The organism is Georgenia satyanarayanai, assembly GCF_009193135.1.
GTDB lineage: Bacteria > Actinomycetota > Actinomycetes > Actinomycetales > Actinomycetaceae > Oceanitalea > Oceanitalea satyanarayanai.
Map to the genome: position 1 here is coordinate 76874 of NZ_VUKC01000010.1, position 15771 is coordinate 92644.

Consider the following 15771-nt stretch of genomic DNA (forward strand, 5'->3'; position numbering starts at 1 on the left):
GGGGCGGCGGATCCGCGCGCCGTGCACCGGGATAGAGTGGTGAGCGCACGAAGCCCGGGGACAACCCCGAGCAGGACCCGACGAGGGAGCCGACACGCGTGAGTGCCCAGCCAGCCGCCGTCATCGTCCTTGCCGCAGGTGAGGGCACGAGAATGAAGTCCCGGACGCCGAAGGTCCTGCACCGCATCGCCGGCCGCAGCCTCCTCGGCTTCGCGCTCCGCGCCGGTGCCGAGCTCGACCCGCGGCGGCTCGCCGTCGTCGTGCGCCACGAGCGGGAGACCGTCGCCGCGCACGCCGAGGAGCAGCTGCCCGGTGTCGTCGTCGTCGACCAGGACGCCGTGCCCGGGACCGGCCGCGCCGTCCAGTGCGCGCTCGGCGTCCTCGACGGTCTCGAGGAGGCCGGTGCGGCGCTCCTGTCGGGTGACACCGCGTCCGGTGGTGGACGGCTCGAGGGCCCCGTCGTCGTCACCGCCGGGGACGTCCCCCTCCTCGACTCCGCCACGCTCCAGCAGATGCTCACGGCGCACGAGGCGGACGGCAACGCCGTCACCGTCCTCAGCACCCGCCTGCCGGACCCCTACGGGTACGGGCGGGTCGTGCGCGACGAGAACGGCGACGTCGTCGCGATCGTCGAGGAGCGCGACGCCACCGCCGCACAGCGCGAGATCGACGAGATCAACGCCTCCGTCTACGTCTTCGACGCCGAGGTGCTGCGCGACGCGCTCACCCGGGTGGACGACGCCAACGACCAGGGCGAGGTCTACCTCACCGACGTCGTCGCCCTCGCCCACGGCGACGGCAAGCGGGTGCGCGCGCTCGTCGTCGAGGACGAGTGGCTCGTCTCCGGCGTCAACGACCGCGCGCAGCTCGCGGCGATCGGCACCGAGCTCAACCGCCGCATCGTCGGCGAGTGGATGCGGGCCGGCGTCACCGTCGTCGACCCCGCCACCACGTGGATCGACGTCGAGGTCCGCCTGGGCCGCGACGTCACCATCCACCCCGGCACCCAGCTGCACGGCGCCACGAGCGTCGACGACGGTGCGGAGATCGGCCCCGACACCACGCTGCGCGACGTCGTCGTCGGTGCCGAGGCCACGGTCGTGCGGACCCACGGCTTCAGCGCCACCATCGGCCCGCGGGCCACCGTGGGGCCCTTCGCCTACCTGCGCCAGGACACGGTCCTGGGCGAGGGCGGCAAGATCGGTACCTTCGTCGAGACCAAGGACGCGCAGATCGGCGCCGGTTCCAAGGTCCCGCACCTGTCCTACGTGGGGGATGCGGAGATCGGGGAGGGCACGAACATCGGCGCCGCTTCCGTCTTCGTCAACTACGACGGCGTCAAGAAGCACCGCTCCAAGGTCGGCAACGGGGCGCGCACCGGCTCCGACAACATGTTCGTCGCGCCGGTGACCGTCGGTGACGGCGCCTACACCGGCGCCGGCACCGTCCTGCTCAAGGACGTCCCGCCCGGCGCACTGGCCGTCAACTCCATGACCCAGCGCAACATCGAGGGCTGGGTGCTGCGGCGCCGGCCCGGCACGCCCTCCGCGGAGGCCGCGAGCAAGGCGCTCGGGGCCGACGAGGAGCGGGAGCTGTCCCCCCAGGCACGGGCCGAGCTGGCCCGCGGCAACCACGGCGCGGCCGTCCCTCGCGACGGACACGCACCCTCCGACACGACCGGGAGCAGCACCGAGCGATGACAGGCATCACCTCACGCGGCGAGAAGCGACTCGTCCTTGTGTCCGGACGGGCGCACCCGGCCCTGGCGAACGCGGTGGCGCGCGAGCTCGGTACCGAGCTCGTCCCCACCACCGCCTACGACTTCGCCAACGGTGAGATCTACGTCCGCTTCGAGGAGAGCGTTCGTGGCTCGGACGCCTTCGTGCTCCAGTCGCACACGGCGCCGATCAACCAGTGGCTCATGGAGCAGCTGCTCATGGTCGACGCGCTCAAGCGCGCCTCGGCCAAGCGCATCACGGTCATCGCGCCGTTCTACCCGTACGCCCGGCAGGACAAGAAGCACAAGGGCCGCGAGCCGATCTCCGCGCGCTTCATCGCCGACATGTTCAGGACCGCCGGCGCGGACCGCCTCATGTCGGTGGACCTCCACGCGGCCCAGGTGCAGGGCTTCTTCGACGGGCCCGTCGACCACCTGTGGGCGATGCCCATCCTCACCGACTACGTGCGCTCGCGGGTCGACACGAGCAACGTCACCGTCGTCTCCCCGGACGCCGGACGCATCCGCGTGGCCGAGAAGTGGGCCGAGAAGCTCGGCGGTGGACCGCTCGCCTTCGTCCACAAGACCCGGGACATCACCCGGCCCAACCAGTCGGTGGCGAACCGGGTCGTCGGCGAGGTCGAGGGGCGCACCTGTGTGCTCGTCGACGACCTCATCGACACCGGCGGCACGATCGCCGAGGCCGTCAAGGTGGTCAAGCAGGCCGGGGCGCGGGACGTCATCGTCGCCGCCACCCACGGCGTGCTCTCCGACCCGGCCGCGCAGCGGCTGAGCGAGTGCGGCGCGCGGGAGGTCATCATCACCGACACCCTCCCGCTGGACGCGAGCAAGCACTTCCCCCAGCTCACGGTGCTGCCCATCGCCCCGCTCCTGGCGCGCGCCATCCGCGCCGTCTTCGACGACGGCTCGGTGACCAGCCTCTTCGACGGCAACGCGTAGGGTTTCCGGCGTCCCCAGCCCGCCCGGACCATTTCCGAGAGACCGCCGCCCGTCGAAGGGTTGCCGTCCTCCTCCGATCGAGCGCACGCGAAAGTGACGGCCGCGGGTCTCGCGACACCCGCGGCCGTCACTTTCGCCTGCGCTCGCGGGTGGGGAGGGCCTGCGGTCGCTGGCCGGGGGCGACGACCGACCGGGGTGATCCACAGCGACGGAGAGTGACCAGGGCTCCACAGGACCGCGCCCCCTCCGCGTCGGGTGGGTGGGAGGTGCCCGACTCTGGCTCGATGAACCAGCCGCCTCCCACTCTGATCCGAACGCGCCAGGCTGTCTCGCGAGGTGTCGACCCCAGGAGGAACGCCTCCCAGTACGTCAAGGTCCGGCACGGGACCTATCTGCCACGTACGGAGTGGGAAGCCGCCGGGAAGGAACGTCGGTACGAGCTCTACGTCCGGGCGACTGTCGAGTCCCTGAAGGTCTCGGCGCCCCTGGCCCGCGAGTCTGCAGCGGTCCTGCTCGGGCTTCCCATCGTCGGTGGGTGGCCGACGGTCACCCATGTCGTCGAGGAGGCGGGGTCCGGAGGTCGTGGCAGCGCCCACGTGGCGCGCCACGGGACGCGGTACGTGCCCGAGGTCATCCTCGTCGACGGCATCGCCGTGACATCGGCACCGCGCACCGTCGTGGACCTGGCACGGGTGCGGAGCTTCGCCTCCGGACTGGCGAGCGCCGATCACGCTGTGAGGCACGGCCTCGTGACGCCCGCGGAGCTTGAGGCCGAGGTTGAGCGGCTCGCCGGGACACGGGGCATCCAGCGTGCCCGTGCTGTCGTCGAGCACGCGGACGGACGCGCAGAGTCCGTCGGTGAGTCACTGAGCCGCGCGCAGATGATCACCTTGGCGGTGCCCCTACCGGTGCTGCAGGAGGAGTTCTTCGACGAGAACGGCTTCATCGGACGGACCGACTTCTGGTGGCCGGAGCTCGGCCTCTGCGGAGAGTTCGACGGCTTCGTGAAGTTCGGACGCGAGCTTCTGGGCTCCGACGAGGATGCGCGCGAAGCCCTCTGGAAGGAGAAGCAGCGCGAGGACCGGTTGCGCCGGGCGGGGAACGACATGGCGCGCTGGACCTGGGACGAGGCCTATCGCCTCGAGACGTTCGCGCGCCTGATGGCATGCGTCGGCCTCGTCCCGGGCAGCGACCGCAGGTGAAGCCGCCGAGCGCGCCGGCCGTGCGGGTAGCGGTCGTCACGTTCACCTGCGCTCGATCGGGTGGTTGTGCGTCGGGTATCATTCACAGGTTGCCTCGGCGAGGGAGTTCGGACACCGGCTCCGTGATCGACGCGGTGGCGCCTCCGGGTGCCGCGTGTCCTCCCGCGCCCAGGTGCTGCCGCCGTCCGACGCCAGACATGGAGACCCTCGTGGCCGACAACCAGACCCTCACCGCAACGACCCGCACCGAGTTCGGCAAGGGCGCCGCCCGCCGCACGCGCCGCGCGAACCTCATCCCGGCCGTCCTCTACGGGCACGGCGAGGCCCCCCAGCACCTCGCGCTCGAGTCCCACGCGACCTTCCTCGCGCTCAAGGACAACCCGAACGCGCTGCTCACCCTCGTCATCGACGGCAAGGAGCAGACCGCCCTCGCCAAGGACATCCAGCGCGACCCGGTCCGCCGCACCATCGACCACGTCGATCTCGTCATCGTCCGCAAGGGCGAGAAGGTCACCGTCGAGGTCCCGGTCCACGTCGTCGGTGAGTCGGCCCCGGGCACGATCCACCAGGTCGAGCTGCAGCACCTCACGGTGACCGTCCCCGCGACGAGCATCCCCGAGGTCGTCGAGGTCTCCATCGAGGGCCTCGAGGACGGTGCGATCCTCCGCGTCAGCGACATCCCGCGCCCCGAGGGCGCGACGATCGACGTCGACCCCGAGCACGAGGTCGTCATCGTCTCCACGCCGCGGGTGTCGGCCGACGACCTCGCCGCCGACGAGGCGTCCGCCGAGGCCGGCGCCTCCGCCGGCGCGGACTCCACCGAGGACTGATGCGCTGAGCCCACGTCACGCCCCCGGGCGTGACGTGGGCTCACGTCTGTGCAGGGAGAGACATGAACGACACCTGGCTCGTCGCCGGGCTCGGCAACCCCGGCCCGAAGTACGCGGGCAACCGGCACAACGTCGGGCGGATGGTCATCGACGTCCTCGCGCGCCGCGCCGGCAGCTCGCTCACCACCCACAAGGCGCGCGCGCACGTCGCCGACGCGCGCCTCGGCGTGCTGCCCGGCGGCGCGCCCGGCCCGCGGGTGGTCCTCGCGATCCCCGGCACCTACATGAACGTCTCCGGCGAGCCGGTCAGCGCTCTGCTGCGCTTCTACGACATCCCCCCGGAGCGGCTCCTCGTCGTCCACGACGAGCTCGACCTGCCCCCGAGCACCCTGCGCCTCAAGCGCGGCGGCGGCGAGGGTGGTCACAACGGACTGCGCTCCATCTCCGCCTCGACCGGCACCAAGGACTACGTGCGCCTGCGTGTGGGCATCGGGCGCCCGCCGGGCCGGATGGACGCCGCGGACTTCGTCCTGCGCGACTTCTCCCCGGCCGAGCGGCCCGAGCTGCTCGTCACCCTGGAGGAGGCGGCCGACGCCGTCGAGCAGGTCGTCACCGAGGGGCTGGAGAAGGCGCAGCTGCGCCTCCACACGGCCTGAGGCTCACTCGAACCGGGACGTGTCACCCGCCCCGGCACGCGCGACCTCGGGAGTGCCGCTCGTGAGGTCGACGACGGTCGTCGGCTCGACCGACGTCACCGGCGCGTCGACGACGACGTCGACGAGGTGCCCGAGCTCGTCGTTGACGACCCACCCCTCCGCCATCGTCTCCTGGCTGCCCGGCATGATGAGCGAGGACGTGAGCATCGGCTCCCCGAGCTCGTGCAGGATCGCGAGGGCCACCCGGTGGTCGGGCACACGGACCCCGACGGTGAGCTTCTTCGGCTGGAGCATCATCCGCGGCACCTCCTTCGTCGCCTTGACGATGAACGTGTAGGGCCCGGGCGTCAGCGACTTCACCAGCCGGAAGCCCGCGTTGTCGAGGATGACGAACGTGCCCGCCTGCGCGAGGGTCGCGCACATGAGCGTGAAGTGGTGCTTGTCGTCCAGCCGCCGGATCGTGCGGATCCGGTCGAGGGCCTCCTTGCTGCCCAGCCGGGCGCCGAGCGCGTACCCGGAGTCGGTCGGGTAGGCGATGAGACCCCCGTCCCGCAGCACCTCGGTGACCTGCGCGAGGCGGCGTGGCTGGGGGTCCTGGGGGTGGAGCTCGACGTAGCGCGCCATCGGCCCAGTGTGCCAAAGGTCGCCGCGGGCGGCAGCGGGACGGCACGCCCTCGCCGGGAGATGAGCCGCGAGTCGCCGTAGGATCGGGGGGTTCCCCCGCCCCTGTCCAGGACGCGGGGCGCCTGTGCTGCCCACCCGCGAAGGACCCATGCGACTCACCGGACTCATCCCTCCGCTCCTCGCCGACCCCGCCTTCGCCCAGACGGTCGCCGCGGCCGCGCAGGGTGGCCAGCGGACCGTGAGCATCCCGCTCGGCGTGCGTGCCGCCCTCGTCTCCGCGATCACCGAGCGTGAGGGGCGGACGGACAGGCCGATCGTCGTCGTCACCGCCACCGGCCGTGAGGCCGACGACGCCGCGGCCGCCGTCCGCAACTTCCTTCCCGCCGACGACGTCGCGGTGCTGCCCTCGTGGGAGACGCTCCCGCACGAGCGGCTCTCCCCGCGCAGCGACACCGTCGCCCGACGCATCGCGGTCTTCCGCCGCCTGGCCCACCCAGGCTCCGGGCGGACGGGTCCGATCCGCGTCCTCGTCATGCCGGTGCGGGCGCTGCTCCAGCCGGTCATCACGGGCCTGGGCGAGCTCGAGCCGGTCGAGCTCGAGGTCGGTGACGAGCGCCCCCTCGAGGAGGTGGCCGCCGGGCTGTCCGCGGCCGCCTACTCGCGCGTCGACATGGTCGAGTCGCGCGGCCAGTTCGCCGTCCGCGGCGGCATCCTCGACGTCTTCCCGCCCGCCGAGGACCACCCGATGCGTGTCGAGTTCTGGGGTGACACCGTCGAGGAGATCCGCTGGTTCTCCGTCGGGGACCAGCGCAGCCTCGACGTCGCCGACCACGGCCTGTGGGCGCCCCCGGCCCGCGAGATGCTCCTCACCGGCGCCGTCCGCGCGCGCGCCAAGGCGCTCGTCGCCGAGATGCCCGGCGCCGCGGACATGCTCGAGCGGCTGAGCGAGGGCATCGCCGTCGAGGGCATGGAGTCCCTCGCCCCGCTCCTCGTCGACGGTCTCCAGCCCGTCCTCGACCTCGTGCCCGACGACGCGCTCGTCCTCATGTCCGAGCCCGAGCGCATCCGCCGTCGCGCCCACGACCTCGTCGCGACCACCGAGGAGTTCCTCGCCGCCGCCTGGGCCTCCGCCGCGGCGGGCGGCACGACGCCGGTCGAGCTGCGCAGCGCCTCCTTCGCGACGCTCGAGGACACCCACGACCTCGCCCGCGGGCGCGGGCTGGGCTGGTGGGACCTCACCAGCCTCTCCGCCGAGATGCCCGACGCCCCCGACGACGACGGCGCAGCGGAGGACACCGCCGCCGTCGCCGCCCGCGACGTCGAGCCCTACCGCGGCGACCTCCCGCGTGCCCTGGCGGACCTGCGCGCCCTCACCCAGGACGGGTGGCGACTGCTCGTCACCACCCAGGGCCCGGGCCCGGCGCGCCGCATGGTCGAGCAGCTCGCCGACGCCGACGTGCCGGCCCGGCAGGTGGAGGACGTCGTCGAGGAGCCGCCCGCCTCCGTCGTCCTCGTGACGACGGCGGCCGTCCCGCGCGGTTTCGTCGCTCCCGGGCTGCGGCTCGCGGTCGTCACCGAGTCCGACCTCACCGGCCGGGCGGGGACCTCGACCCGCGACATGCGCAAGATGCCCTCGCGGCGGCGCGGCGTCGTCGACCCCCTCGCTCTGCGGCCCGGCGACTACGTCGTCCACGAGCAGCACGGTGTCGGGCGGTTCATCGAGCTCATCCAGCGCACCGTGGGCCGCGGCAAGGACGCGACCACCCGCGAGTACCTCGTCATCGAGTACGCCTCCTCCAAGCGCGGCCAGCCCGGGGACCGGCTCTTCGTGCCCACCGACTCCCTGGACCAGGTGACGAAGTACTCCGGCGGGGAGGCCCCGAGCGTCAACAAGATGGGCGGCGGGGACTGGGCGAAGACCAAGAGCCGTGCCCGCAAGGCCGTCCGCGAGATCGCCGCCGAGCTCATCCGCCTCTACGCCGCACGCGCCTCGACCAAGGGCCACGCCTTCGGCCCCGACACCCCGTGGCAGCGCGAGCTCGAGGACGCCTTCCCCTACGTCGAGACGCCCGACCAGCTCGTGACCATCGACGAGGTGAAGAGGGACATGGAGCGGCAGATGCCCATGGACCGGCTCCTGTCCGGTGACGTCGGCTACGGCAAGACCGAGATCGCCGTCCGCGCGGCCTTCAAGGCCGTCCAGGACGGCAAGCAGGTGGCCGTGCTCGTCCCCACGACCCTGCTCGTCCAGCAGCACTTCGACACCTTCTCCGAGCGGTACGCCGGCTTCCCGGTCGAGGTGCGCGCCCTGTCCCGCTTCCAGACCGCCTCCGAGGCGGCCGAGACCCGCGAGGGCCTGAGCTCGGGCAAGGTCGACGTCGTCATCGGCACCCACCGCCTCCTCACCGGCGAGATCCGCTTCAAGGACCTCGGCCTGGTGGTCATCGACGAGGAGCAGCGCTTCGGCGTCGAGCACAAGGAGACGCTCAAGCAGCTGCGCACCGACGTCGACGTGCTCGCGATGAGCGCGACGCCGATCCCGCGCACCCTGGAGATGGCGATCACCGGCATCCGGGAGATGTCGACGCTCGCGACCCCGCCGGAGGAACGGCACCCGATCCTCACCTACGTCGGGCCCTACGAGGAGAAGCAGGTGGCCGCCGCCATCCGGCGCGAGATGCTGCGTGAGGGGCAGGTCTTCTTCGTCCACAACCGGGTCTCCTCGATCCAGCGGGCCGCCTCGCGCATCTCCGAGCTCGTGCCGGAGGCCCGGGTGGCCGTCGCCCACGGGCAGATGGGCGAGCACCAGCTGGAGAAGGTCATCCAGGACTTCTGGAACAAGGAGTTCGACGTCCTCGTCTGCACGACGATCGTCGAGACCGGCCTGGACATCTCCAACGCCAACACCCTCCTCGTCGACCGCGCCGACACCTTCGGCCTGTCCCAGCTCCACCAGCTGCGCGGGCGGGTGGGCCGCGGCCGTGACCGTGCCTACGCCTACTTCCTCTACCCGCCGGAGAAGCCGCTCACCGAGACGGCGCACGACCGCCTCGCGACCATCGCCTCGCACACCGAGCTGGGTGCCGGTATCCAGGTGGCGATGAAGGACCTCGAGATCCGCGGGGCGGGCAACCTGCTCGGCGGTGAGCAGTCGGGCCACATCGCCGGGGTCGGCTTCGACCTGTACATCCGGATGGTGGCCGACGCCGTCGCGGAGTTCCGCGGGGAGAAGGAGCAGGAGAAGGCCGACGTCCGGATCGAGCTGCCGGTCGACGCGCACGTGCCCCACGAGTACATCGAGCACGAGCGGCTGCGCCTGGAGGCCTACGCGAAGATCTCCGCCGCCGACGACGACGCCGCGATCGACGCCGTGCGCACCGAGCTCGCCGACCGCTACGGGCCTGTCCCGGAGCAGGTCGAGCGGCTCTTCGCGGTCGCGGCCCTGCGCATGCGGGCCCGTGCGGTCGGTCTGAGCGACATCACCGCACAGGGCAAGTACGTGCGCTTCGCACCGGTCGAGCTGCCGGAGTCGGCCCAGCTGCGCCTCAAGCGCCTCTACCCGGGCACCGTGCTCAAGCCGGCGGTCCGCACGATCCTCGTCCCGTTCCCGATGACCGCGAAGGTGGCGGGCAAGCCGCTGAACGACGCCGCCCTGCTCGTCTGGGCGGGCGAGCTCATCGAGGCCGTGCTCACCCCCTCGGTCGCGGCCGCCGCCCAGGTCGCCACCTCCACGACCTGACCCCACGCCACCCGGCGCACGGGGGCGCGCCTTGCGCCGGGGGTGCGTGAGGGGCGGCGACGGCGTGGCGGCCGGGGCGATGTCAGTGGTCGGTGTGACAGTGGGAGTGACGGAAGGAGAGGACATGACCACTGCCACTGCAGAGCGCACCCGCAGCACGCACACGGCCGAGGACATCGACCGTGACGGCATCGAGGTGTACTGCCCCGAGGCCCGCGGAGCCACCCGCACCCGCCACTACTTCTGCGAGTGCTGCGGCTCCACCGACCACGACCTCCTCTGACGAGCCGCTCCTGCCCCGTCGTGACCGGGCAGGAGCGCTCCTCGGCTCCCGTACGATGGTGGGGGCCGGTGCGCCGCCGGCCGGACGAGGGAGGTAACACGGTGACATCGACGAGGCTGAGCCGCGGCACCGCCGCAGCTGCTCTGCTGACCGCGCTCGCGCTCGGAGGCTGCTCCGCGCACCCCGGCGCCGCCGCGGTCGTGGACGGCGAGCGCATCACCGAGGCCGAGCTCTCGCGCGCGGTCTCCGACTTCGCCGCCGTCACCGGCCAGCAGGTCGACCCGGTCGCCATGCTCGGCACCCTCGTCGTCGCTCCCGCCCTCCTCGAGGTCGGCTCCGAGCACGGGGTCGGCGCCTCCGAGGACGAGGCCGTCGCCCTCCTCGACCAGCAGGCCGAGGCCGCGGGGCTCACCGCGCCGGAGGGTGGCTACGGCAGCGGGGTCATCGACGTCGCGCAGATGACCCTCGTCAACCAGCGCCTCGCGGCCGCCCCCGAGGGTGCGGCCGCCGCGCAGGCCATCACCGAGCGCATCAGCCAGGCCGAGGTCGAGGTCAGCCCCCGCTACGGGGAGTTCGACCCGAGCGGGCAGATCGTCCCGCAGTCGCTGCCCTGGATCGCCACGACCACCCCGCCGGCCACCCCCGTCGGGTGACCCGTCAGGGGGAGGCCATGGCCGCCGTCGTCGCGGCGATGGACCGGCTGCGCTCGCCCGGGGGCTGCCCCTGGGACGCGGAGCAGACCCACCGTTCGCTGGCGCCCTACGCCGTCGAGGAGGCCTTCGAGCTCGCCGAGGCGGCGGAGTCCGACGACCGTGCGGCGCTGCGCGGCGAGCTCGGCGACCTCCTCCTCCAGGTGCTCTTCCACGCGCGCGTCGCCGAGGAGCACCCGAGCGACCCCTTCGACCTCGAGGACGTCGCCCAGGTCCTGCTCGACAAGCTCGTCCGGCGCCACCCGCACGTCTTCGCCGAGACGGACGGGGTGCGGTCCGCGGCCGACGTCGAGGTCGCCTGGCACGAGATCAAGAAGCGCGAGCGGTCGGGCGAGGACGTCCTCGCGGGCATCCCCCTCGCGCTGCCCGCCCTGGCGCGAGCGCAGAAGGTGGCCCGCCGCCTGCGCCGCGAGGGTGTGGTGCAGGACGCGCTGCTCGGCGAGGACGGTCCGCCTCCCGCCGACGGTGCGGAGGGCGCGCTGGGACGTGAGCTCATGGGCCTGGTGCTGCGCGCCGAGGCCGCCGGCGTCGACGCCGAGGCCGCCCTGCGTGCGCACCTGCGCCGGCTCGAGGACGCCCGCCGGCAGGGTCCCATCTGACGGAGGTCCCGATGCCCTGCGCGGCAGCGCGACTATCGTGGACCGCGACAAGACAGACGTCGACTATGTAAGGAGACATCCGTGGCCAGCATCGAGGCCGTAGGAGCACGCGAGATCCTCGACTCGCGTGGCAACCCCACCGTGGAGGTCGAGGTCGCACTGGACGACGGCACCGTCGCGCGCGCGGAGGTGCCCTCCGGCGCCTCGACCGGCGCGTTCGAGGCCGTCGAGCGCCGTGACGGCGACAAGGGTCGCTACCTCGGCAAGGGCGTCCAGGACGCCGTGAACGCCGTCGTCGACGACATCGCCCCCGAGGTCCTCGGACTCGAGGCCAGCGAGCAGCGCATCATCGACCAGACGCTCATCGAGCTCGACGGCACCGCCAACAAGGGCAAGCTCGGCGCCAACGCCATCCTCGGCGTCTCCCTCGCCGTGGCACGGGCCGCCGCCGAGAGCGCCGGCCTGTCCCTCTTCCGCTACGTCGGCGGCCCCAACGCCCACGTGCTGCCCGTCCCGATGATGAACATCCTCAACGGCGGCTCCCACGCGGACTCCAACGTCGACATCCAGGAGTTCATGGTCGCGCCGGTCGGCGCCGCCACCTTCAAGGAGGCGCTGCGCTGGGGAGCGGAGACCTACCACTCCCTCAAGTCCGTGCTCAAGAGCCGCGGCCTGGCCACCGGCCTGGGTGACGAGGGTGGCTTCGCCCCCAACCTCGAGAGCAACCGCGCGGCCCTCGACCTCATCCTCGAGGCCATCGAGAAGGCCGGCTTCACCCCGGGCGAGGACATCGCCCTGGCCCTGGACGTCGCCGCCACCGAGTTCTTCAAGGACGGCGCCTACCAGTTCGAGGGCACGGCCACCACGCCCGAGCAGATGGTCGCGTACTACACCCAGCTCGTCGCGGACTACCCGCTCGTGTCCATCGAGGACCCGCTGAGCGAGGACGAGTGGGGCACCTGGTCCGACCTCGTCGCCTCCATCGGCACCCGCACCCAGATCGTCGGGGACGACTTGTTCGTCACCAACCCCGAGCGCCTCGCCAAGGGCATCGAGCTCCGCTCGGCCAACTCCCTGCTGGTCAAGCTCAACCAGATCGGCACGCTGACCGAGACCCTGGACGCCGTCTCCCTCGCGCAGCGCAACGGCTTCACCGCCATGGTCTCCCACCGCTCCGGTGAGACCGAGGACACGACGATCGCGGACCTGTCCGTGGCCGTCAACGCCGGCCAGATCAAGACCGGTGCGCCCGCCCGCGGCGAGCGCATCAACAAGTACAACCAGCTCCTGCGCATCGAGGAGGAGCTCGACGAGGCCGGCGTCTACGCCGGGCGTTCCGCCTTCCCGCGCGCCTGAGCACCCGCGCACCCCGGCCGGCCCGGTCCCCTCACGGGGGCCGGGCCGGCCGACTCACGTGTGCGGGCTACCGGGCGTCGGGCCGAGCGTGAGGGACGATGAGGGCATGACAGCGCGCCGCCCCACCGGTCGTCGCGGTACCGGTGGCGCCGCGCGGCCCTCCTCCGTGCGGCCCTCGGGCGCGCGACGCGGCGGGCCGGCGGACCCCGCACGCCCGGCTGCCCCCAGCCGCCCGACCGGCCCCAGCCGCGCCACGGGCTCCAGCAGGCCCTCCCCGGCCGCCCCTGCCGCGCGGTCCGCCCAGCAGGACCCGGGCGAGGAGGCGACGAGCCCCACCATCACCCTGCGAGGCCTCGGGCTCTTCGTCGTCGTGCTCGTCGCGTTCATCGTCCTGGCCCCCACCCTGCGGCACGCGGTGGAGCAGCAGGAGCAGCTGCGCCAGCTGAGCGCGGACATCGTCACCGCCGAGAAGCGCAACTCCGCCCTCGAGCTCGAGCTCGAGCAGTGGCAGGACGAGACCTTCGTCCAGGCGCAGGCCCGGGACCGCCTGGGCTACGTCATGCCGGGGGAGCAGACCTTCCGGGTCGTGGACCCGGAGACGGTCCTCGGGGAGGACGCCGAGGCCGAGCCCGAGGACTCGGGCGTGCCGGGGATGGCGGACGCGCCGTGGTACCTCGCGCTGTGGGAGTCGGTCTCGATGGCGGGCCAGGCGGTCCCCGGGGAGAAGCCGCCGCCGGAGGGCTGAGGGTTTCGCCGCCCACGGGTCGGTAGGGGACAATCGCCCGGTGACCGACGCGCACCCCGTCTCCCCGACCGTGACGCCCGAGGACCTCGACGTCCTCGCCGAGCAGCTCGGCCGGCTCCCCCGCGGCGTCGTCGACATCGCCGCCAGGTGCGTGTGCGGGCGCCCGCTCGTCGTGCGCACCGCGCCGCGGCTGGACGACGGCACGCCCTTCCCCACGACCTTCTACCTCACCGCCCCCGGTGCCGTGCGCGCCGTGAGCACCCTCGAGGCCGAGGGTGTCATGCGGGAGATGACCGAGCGCCTGGCGCAGGACGAGGAGCTCGCCGCCGCCTACGCCGCGGCCCACGAGGACTACCTCGCGCGCCGCGCCGAGCTGGGCGAGGTCCCCGAGATCGCCGGCGTCTCCGCCGGTGGGATGCCCACCCGGGTCAAGTGCCTGCACGTCCTCGTCGGTCACGCCCTCGCCGCCGGACCCGGCGTCAACCCGCTCGGGGACGAGGCGCTGGAGCTCATCCGTCCCCGCTGGCGGGCCGACCGGTGCAGCTGCACCGAGGGGAGCGAGCGATGACGCGCGTCGCCGCCATCGACTGCGGGACGAACTCCATCCGCCTCCTCATCGCCGACGTCTCGCGCCGCGGCCCGCTCGTCGAGGTGACGCGACGGATGGAGGTCGTGCGCCTCGGGCAGGGCGTGGACCGCACCGGCATGCTCGACCCCGCCGCGCTCGAGCGCACCCTCACCGCGGTGCGTCGCTACGCCGAGATCTGTGCCGAGCACCGCGTCGAGGCGACCCGCTTCGTCGCCACGTCCGCCACGCGCGACGCCGGCAACCGCCACACCTTCGTCGACGGCGTCCGCACGCTCCTCGGCGTCGAGCCCGAGGTCGTCAGCGGGCAGGAGGAGGCCGCGCTGTCCTTCGCGGGTGCCGCGAGCGTCATCGGCGCCGAGCAGCCGCGCCCGCTCCTCGTCGTCGACATCGGCGGCGGGTCGACCGAGCTCGTCGTCGGGGACGACGTGCCCCGCGCCGGGATCTCCCTCGACATGGGCAGCGTCCGCCTCACCGAGCGGCACCTGCGCGCCGACCCGCCCACCGGCAAGCAGGTGAAGGCGGCCCGCCAGGACGTCCGGGACGCACTCGCCGAGGCTGCCGCGGAGGTCCCGCTCGGTGAGGTGCGCACCGTCGTCGGCGTCGCCGGCTCCGTCACGACCGTCACCGCCCACGCCCTGGGCCTGCCCGAGTACGACCGCGCCCGCATCGACGGCGCCGAGCTGCCGACCCCCGCCGTGCTGGCCTCCTGCGAGGCGCTCCTCCAGGCCACCCGCGCGGAGCGGGCGGCGATGGGGTTCATGCACCCGGGGCGGGTCGACGTCATCGGCGCCGGCGCGCTCATCTGGGCCGAGGTCGTCGGAGCGGTCCAACGTGCCACCGGCCACCTGCCGACGGTCCGCACGAGCGAGCACGACATCCTCGACGGGATCGCGCTCAGCCTCCGCTGACCCCGCCCCGCCGGATCGGCCATGATGACGCCATGAGCCATGTCCCACCGGGAAGCGGCTGGCCCGGCGACCGGGCCACGCCGCAGACGCCCGTGGCGCGGTCCGCAGCAGGGGTGCGCCGGCTCGCCGCGGGCAGCCGGGACCTCCTCACCCTCGACGCCCGTTCCACCGTCTGCCGCGCCTGCCCGCGGCTGGTCGAGTGGCGTGAGCACGTCGCCGACGTCAAGCGCCGGGCCTTCGCCGAGGAGACCTACTGGGGCCGGCCGGCGGCAGGCTTCGGGGACCCGGCCGCGCACCTGCTCGTCGTCGGGCTCGCACCCGCCGCGCACGGGGCCAACCGCACCGGCCGGCTCTTCACCGGGGACCGCTCCGGGGACTGGATCTTCGCGGCGCTCCACCGCGCCGGCTACGCCAACCAGGCCACCTCCGTCGCTGCCGACGACGGCCTGGAGCTCACCGGCGCGCGCATCGTCCCCGCCGTGCGCTGCGCCCCGCCCGACAACCGCCCCACCCCGGACGAGCGGGCCGCCTGCGCCGGCTGGCTGCACCGGGAGATCACCCTCCTCGAGCCGACGACGACGGCGGTGCTCGCCCTGGGCGCCATCGCCTGGCAGGCCACGCTCTCGGCGCTCGTCGCGCTCGGCTGGCGGGTCCCGCGGCCGCGGCCCGCCTTCGGGCACGGCGCCGAGGCGGACGTGACCTCCCCGGAGGGGCGGACCGTCCGGCTCGTCGGCTCCTACCACGTGTCCCAGCAGAACACCTTCACCGGCCGGCTGACCGAGGCCATGCTCGACGACGTCCTGGCCCGTTGCCGCGCGACGGCGTGAGGCCGGCGCCCGCCTAGGATGTTCGG

At 73.2% G+C, this 15771-nt stretch carries 15 protein-coding genes; 14 read left to right on the plus strand and 1 reads right to left on the minus strand.

The annotated features are described in order from the left end of the window. Nucleotides 1-152 precede the first annotated feature (152 nt). The 5 genes from glmU (at nucleotide 153) to pth (ending at nucleotide 5365) form a co-directional block, all read left to right on the plus strand. Nucleotides 153-1700 carry a bifunctional UDP-N-acetylglucosamine diphosphorylase/glucosamine-1-phosphate N-acetyltransferase GlmU gene (glmU, locus tag GD632_RS11725; protein ID WP_264371890.1) on the plus strand — a complete coding sequence of 516 codons (1548 nt, stop codon included), beginning with the start codon at nucleotides 153-155 and terminating at the stop codon, nucleotides 1698-1700. Next, nucleotides 1697-2677, plus strand: coding sequence for a ribose-phosphate diphosphokinase (locus tag GD632_RS11730; RefSeq protein WP_152192366.1), 981 nt, complete (start codon nucleotides 1697-1699; stop codon nucleotides 2675-2677). Before glmU ends, GD632_RS11730 begins: the two co-directional genes overlap by 4 nt. 284 nt (nucleotides 2678-2961) lie before the next feature. After that, nucleotides 2962-3879, plus strand: a complete 918-nt coding sequence (locus GD632_RS11735; protein ID WP_152192368.1) for a hypothetical protein — start codon at nucleotides 2962-2964, stop codon at nucleotides 3877-3879. A gap of 209 nt (nucleotides 3880-4088) precedes the next feature. Next, the gene (locus GD632_RS11740; RefSeq protein WP_226924825.1) at nucleotides 4089-4709 is read left to right on the plus strand and encodes a 50S ribosomal protein L25/general stress protein Ctc; all 621 of its coding nucleotides are present in this window, start codon (nucleotides 4089-4091) and stop codon (nucleotides 4707-4709) included. A 62-nt stretch (nucleotides 4710-4771) separates the two neighbouring features. Beyond that, nucleotides 4772-5365 (plus strand): aminoacyl-tRNA hydrolase, encoded by a 594-nt coding sequence (gene pth, locus GD632_RS11745; protein ID WP_152192373.1) that lies wholly within the window; start codon nucleotides 4772-4774, stop codon nucleotides 5363-5365. Between the two features lie 3 nt (nucleotides 5366-5368). Here the strand turns inward: pth and GD632_RS11750 are convergent, their stop codons facing one another. Further along, nucleotides 5369-5989, minus strand: coding sequence for an L-threonylcarbamoyladenylate synthase (locus tag GD632_RS11750; RefSeq protein ID WP_152192375.1), 621 nt, complete (start codon nucleotides 5987-5989; stop codon nucleotides 5369-5371). A gap of 148 nt (nucleotides 5990-6137) precedes the next feature. Here GD632_RS11750 and mfd point away from each other — a divergent pair, with 148 nt between their 5' ends. The 9 genes from mfd (at nucleotide 6138) to GD632_RS11790 (ending at nucleotide 15745) form a co-directional block, all read left to right on the plus strand. Then, nucleotides 6138-9728 (plus strand): transcription-repair coupling factor, encoded by a 3591-nt coding sequence (gene mfd / locus GD632_RS11755; protein WP_152192377.1) that lies wholly within the window; start codon nucleotides 6138-6140, stop codon nucleotides 9726-9728. 124 nt (nucleotides 9729-9852) lie between these two features. Then, nucleotides 9853-10011, plus strand: a complete 159-nt coding sequence (locus GD632_RS16035) for a hypothetical protein (protein ID WP_193311458.1) — start codon at nucleotides 9853-9855, stop codon at nucleotides 10009-10011. Nucleotides 10012-10112: 101 nt separating this feature from the next. After that, nucleotides 10113-10664, plus strand: coding sequence for a hypothetical protein (locus GD632_RS11760; protein ID WP_152192379.1), 552 nt, complete (start codon nucleotides 10113-10115; stop codon nucleotides 10662-10664). Next, nucleotides 10661-11320 carry a MazG family protein gene (locus GD632_RS11765; RefSeq protein ID WP_226924826.1) on the plus strand — a complete coding sequence of 220 codons (660 nt, stop codon included), beginning with the start codon at nucleotides 10661-10663 and terminating at the stop codon, nucleotides 11318-11320. Before GD632_RS11760 ends, GD632_RS11765 begins: the two co-directional genes overlap by 4 nt. Before the next feature lie 81 nt (nucleotides 11321-11401). After that, the gene (gene eno, locus GD632_RS11770; protein WP_152192382.1) at nucleotides 11402-12676 is read left to right on the plus strand and encodes a phosphopyruvate hydratase; all 1275 of its coding nucleotides are present in this window, start codon (nucleotides 11402-11404) and stop codon (nucleotides 12674-12676) included. Nucleotides 12677-12782: 106 nt separating this feature from the next. Further along, nucleotides 12783-13421 carry an FtsB family cell division protein gene (locus GD632_RS11775; protein WP_152192384.1) on the plus strand — a complete coding sequence of 213 codons (639 nt, stop codon included), beginning with the start codon at nucleotides 12783-12785 and terminating at the stop codon, nucleotides 13419-13421. Nucleotides 13422-13461: 40 nt separating this feature from the next. Next, the gene (locus GD632_RS11780; protein WP_152192387.1) at nucleotides 13462-13989 is read left to right on the plus strand and encodes a DUF501 domain-containing protein; all 528 of its coding nucleotides are present in this window, start codon (nucleotides 13462-13464) and stop codon (nucleotides 13987-13989) included. Further along, complete coding sequence (locus GD632_RS11785; protein ID WP_152192389.1) at nucleotides 13986-14918, plus strand: Ppx/GppA phosphatase family protein; 933 nt, start codon at nucleotides 13986-13988, stop codon at nucleotides 14916-14918. The genes GD632_RS11780 and GD632_RS11785 overlap by 4 nt, the downstream gene beginning before the upstream one ends. 32 nt (nucleotides 14919-14950) lie before the next feature. After that, complete coding sequence (locus GD632_RS11790) at nucleotides 14951-15745, plus strand: uracil-DNA glycosylase (protein WP_152192391.1); 795 nt, start codon at nucleotides 14951-14953, stop codon at nucleotides 15743-15745. The last annotated feature ends 26 nt before the right edge of the window (nucleotides 15746-15771 follow it).

What these genes read in the sequence shown, in the direction of transcription:
- mfd (WP_152192377.1), top strand. Translation starts at nt 6,138, where the DNA reads ATGCGACTCACCGGACTCATCCCTCCGCTCCTCGCCGACCCCGCCTTC.
- GD632_RS11735 (WP_152192368.1), top strand. Translation starts at nt 2,962, where the DNA reads ATGAACCAGCCGCCTCCCACTCTGATCCGAACGCGCCAGGCTGTCTCG.
- GD632_RS11730 (WP_152192366.1), top strand. Translation starts at nt 1,697, where the DNA reads ATGACAGGCATCACCTCACGCGGCGAGAAGCGACTCGTCCTTGTGTCC.
- pth (WP_152192373.1), top strand. Translation starts at nt 4,772, where the DNA reads ATGAACGACACCTGGCTCGTCGCCGGGCTCGGCAACCCCGGCCCGAAG.
- GD632_RS16035 (WP_193311458.1), top strand. Translation starts at nt 9,853, where the DNA reads ATGACCACTGCCACTGCAGAGCGCACCCGCAGCACGCACACGGCCGAG.
- GD632_RS11790 (WP_152192391.1), top strand. Translation starts at nt 14,951, where the DNA reads ATGAGCCATGTCCCACCGGGAAGCGGCTGGCCCGGCGACCGGGCCACG.
- glmU (WP_264371890.1), top strand. Translation starts at nt 153, where the DNA reads ATGAAGTCCCGGACGCCGAAGGTCCTGCACCGCATCGCCGGCCGCAGC.
- GD632_RS11750 (WP_152192375.1), bottom strand. Translation starts at nt 5,989, where the DNA reads ATGGCGCGCTACGTCGAGCTCCACCCCCAGGACCCCCAGCCACGCCGC.
- GD632_RS11785 (WP_152192389.1), top strand. Translation starts at nt 13,986, where the DNA reads ATGACGCGCGTCGCCGCCATCGACTGCGGGACGAACTCCATCCGCCTC.
- GD632_RS11775 (WP_152192384.1), top strand. Translation starts at nt 12,783, where the DNA reads ATGACAGCGCGCCGCCCCACCGGTCGTCGCGGTACCGGTGGCGCCGCG.